A 3,469-nucleotide genomic window follows, 5' to 3' on the forward strand; every position below is an offset into this window, starting at 1 on the left:
AAAAATCGCACGCGCACATGAGACCCCCGCTCGGGCTATGCCCTCCCGGCGGTCTCATGTGCGCGCCAAAGGTGGCCTGGTCTTGCTCCGCCTAATGGCCGGATTTTACTCCGCCGTTGACACGCTCCAGCGTGCCGAACTGTTCGGCGACGATATAGGGGGCGTGATTGGGCAGCATGATGCCGCCCGCGCCGACGCGGATGGTCTTGGAGCCGGCCGCGATATGAGCCAGCACGATCGAGGTGGCTGCACTGGCGATGCCCGGCATATTGTGATGCTCGGCGACCCAGATGCGGTTATAGCCCCATTGCTCGGCATGGGCCGCCAGATCGCGGGCGTTGTCCAATGCGGCTCTTGCGTCGGTCTCTTCGGTAACGCGGACGAGCTCGAGAATGGAGAGTGGCGCCATGGATCGTTCCTTGCTGATCTCGAGGGGCTCCTAAGCGGAGCCATCCTCCATTTATCTTGACGTTATATGGAGGCAGCCTCAATCCAACATTGGGAGAGAGCGATGACCGTGGCTGCGGTGCGGCATGAGACCCCGGGTTTGCGCGCTGATGCAAGGCGCAACCGCGACAAGATCCTAAGTGTCGCCATGCAGTCCTTCGCGTCGCATGGCGTTGGCGCCTCGTTGGAGGAGATCGCCAAAGCGGCAGGCGTTGGTGCCGGCACGCTCTATCGTCATTTCCCGTCGCGCGAGGCTCTGCTGGTCGCAGCGCTGCAGGATAGCCAGGTGGCGCTGCGGGCGCAGGCATGCCAAGCCCAGCAGATAGCCGATCCTGACGCCGCGTTGTCCGCCTGGCTCGCGGACCTGCAGGCTTATCTGCGCACCTTTAACGGGCTGCCGGAGCCGGTCCTAGCCGCCGTCAAGCAGCGCGCCTCGCCCTTGGCTCTATCCTGCGACGAGCTGGTATCGATCACGGGTGAATTCCTCGTACGAGCGCAACAGCATGGTCAGGCGCGCGCTACGATCACGGCCAATGATCTGTTTCTCAGCACGCTCGGCCTAGCCTGGGTGCTTAATCGGGCAGAGAGTTGCGGGGCCTCGTCACCAGGGCTGAACGCCATCCTTGCGCACGGCTACCTGGATCGGCAGGTGTAATTCGGCGCGATCACCTGCCCCGCCGGTGATTGAGATTTCAATGACTTGCCGTGCCAATCGGCGCCCAAAACCACGCGCCTATTCACACTCAAGGTAGTAAACGCCACTAGGATGAATGTCGGTATCTGGCGGGCAATGCAGCCCTGTCAGAGCCGCGTTTTCTTTCATCCAATTCGAAGATTGCTTTTTCAATTCAGGCGACGGTGTCGCATATATTTATAGACTGTGTTCCGGGATACTCCCAAGGCTTTAGCGGTCTCGCTGACATTGTTGCTATTTTCGCGCAGCAACTCGTTGATCTGACGCGTAATCAACCCGCGCAGGCCGATGGAAGCAGGCTCGGGTCTGTGGGCGCCGTCATCGCCCAGCACCTGGATCACATGATCAGTTTCGATCAGATCCTCGGCCACCAGCAGGCTGAGCTGGAACAATGCCGAACGCAGCTCGCGCATATTGCCGGGCCATTCATGATGCGCCAGTATGTCCATGGCGCTCTCGGTTATCGCCAAGGTCGGGTCAAGGTCACGCAGCATGAACCGTGTCACCGTGGCGAAGTCGCGGCGCTCCCGCAATGGCGGCAGATTGAGCTGGACAACGCCAAGCCGGTAATAAAGGTCAGAGCGGAAACGCTTATCGACGATGGCCGCGGTCAGATCGATATTGGTGGCTGCTATGACTTGGACGTCAACTTTTTGCGTCGCGGTGCCGCCGACCGGTCTGACTTCGAACTGATCGAGAAAACGCAGCAAGGCCACCTGGCCCAGTAGCGGCAGGTCACCAATTTCGTCGAGGAACAGGGTGCCGCGGTCAGCAGCGCGGGCGAGGCCCGGCGCGCCTTCCTTGCGCGCACCGGTGAAGGCGCCCTGAGCATAGCCGAACAGCTCGGCTTCGAATAATTGCTCGGGCAGGGCGCCACAGTTCACCGGCACGAAGGCCCCGGTGCGTCCACTGGCGGCGTGGATGTGACGGGCGACGATCTCTTTGCCGGTGCCGCTCTCGCCCAGAATAAGGAATGGGGGTTTGCGGCGCACCGCCCGTTGTACTTTCCCCAGTTCGGCCTGCAACACCGGGTCGTCGGCGACAAAGCCGGTCACCATCACCGCCGGTGCGGCCGTAACGATGCTGGCCTGAGTCTGTCGGTTGCGGCTTTCCGTCATCGGTCGTCCGGATGATTGTACAGCATATTGGCTTCCGAACAGGTCGCGCAGGCTCGGCGTCGGACTATCGGCCAGATGGCCAAGCGCACTGGCGAAGCTGGTGTCGAAGATCGCCTCAAATGCCGTACCGGGACGAACGCTTAGCCCGGAGAGCAGGGCGCGGCCGCGTTGGTTTATCGCTTGCAGGTGACCCTGGGAATCGAACGACATGAGCCCGCCGCTGACCGAGTTCAACAGCTCGAAGCGGGAGTGGAACAGTAGGACCAGATGCTCCTCCTGCTGTCGCAGGAACAGGCTGTTCTCAATATGCGTCGCCGCCATCTGCATCAGCACCAGCGTATGTGCGTTCCGAGCCCGACAATCCGAGGACGCGTCCAGCACACCGGCCAGCTCGCCGTCCGAGTGGAACACTGGGGCGGCAAAGCAGCTCACATCGGAATGGGTGTGGAAGAAATGTTCTTCACCGTGAACGATCAAGGGCTGTCGAATGGCGGCGGCTGTGCCCATGGCGTTGGTGCCGCGCAACTCTTCCAGCCAGACCGATCCGGGCAGGATTGCCTTGCCGGCCTTGCTGTCGCGGAACTGACCGTCTGAGACTGTTTCTAGGACCGTCCCCCGGGCGTTGCCGAACGCGATCATGAAATTGCTGCCGGCGATCTGCTGATACAGCGCCTGCATTTGGGATGCGGCAAAGCGATGCAGCAATTCATCCTCGTCCCGCTGCTGCCTGAGCTCGCGCGCCGTGAGCTGCGCATTATGGGCCGTTCCCATCGGATCAAGGCCGAGCTCGAGGCAGCGGTTCCAGCTATCGGAAATATGGGGCGCGATGAGGTGCGGGTCGATCGTCCCGCCATGCAGCAAGGTGATCCGTGCGCGTTTGAGGCGCTCCGAACGTGAGAGCATCAATTCCTCCAGGCTGTATCCGCGGGTCTTGAGCCTGCGTGATGAAGTCGAGCCTACACCATGATCAAGACCTTGTAAAACATACTGAAATCGCTCTGTTCAAGTGCTCATTTTCTGAACAGTCGAACCGCCGCAATGCCAAGTTTGAGCAATTCGACCAATGCGAGATCTGGTGCGGGTCGAGCTGAGAGCGGCGGTGCAAAATTAGTCCACGGTAGCGGCGGGATAGTCCCGCTTCGGGCGGCGTAAAAGTCGGCCACCTATCTTCCTTCTGCGACGCTTGCAGGAGGGTTGGGGATCTATACCG

General features: G+C 60.9%; 2 protein-coding genes and 1 pseudogene. 1 reads left to right on the forward strand and 2 read right to left on the reverse strand.

Annotated elements, in window-relative coordinates; translation table 11 throughout:
- Positions 1-109: 109 nt before the first annotated feature.
- Positions 110-409 (reverse strand): annotated as a pseudogene (locus tag ACX3OZ_RS20740) (LLM class flavin-dependent oxidoreductase); the annotation flags it as partial.
- A gap of 102 nt (positions 410-511) precedes the next feature.
- Here ACX3OZ_RS20740 and ACX3OZ_RS20745 point away from each other — a divergent pair.
- Positions 512-1,102, forward strand: coding sequence for a TetR/AcrR family transcriptional regulator (locus ACX3OZ_RS20745; RefSeq protein WP_459105493.1), 591 nt, complete (start codon positions 512-514; stop codon positions 1,100-1,102).
- Between the two features lie 188 nt (positions 1,103-1,290).
- On the opposite strand, the gene ACX3OZ_RS20750 is transcribed toward ACX3OZ_RS20745, so the two are convergent.
- A complete protein-coding gene (locus ACX3OZ_RS20750; protein WP_459105494.1) occupies positions 1,291-3,162 on the reverse strand; it encodes a sigma-54-dependent Fis family transcriptional regulator in 1,872 nt (623 codons plus the stop codon).
- Between the last annotated feature and the right edge of the window lie 307 nt (positions 3,163-3,469).

This window comes from Devosia sp. A369 (assembly GCF_054489345.1).

Excerpts from the sequence above, each read along its gene's own strand:
- ACX3OZ_RS20745 (WP_459105493.1), top strand. The coding sequence starts at position 512 with ATGACCGTGGCTGCGGTGCGGCATGAGACCCCGGGTTTGCGCGCTGAT.
- ACX3OZ_RS20750 (WP_459105494.1), bottom strand. The coding sequence starts at position 3,162 with ATGCTCTCACGTTCGGAGCGCCTCAAACGCGCACGGATCACCTTGCTG.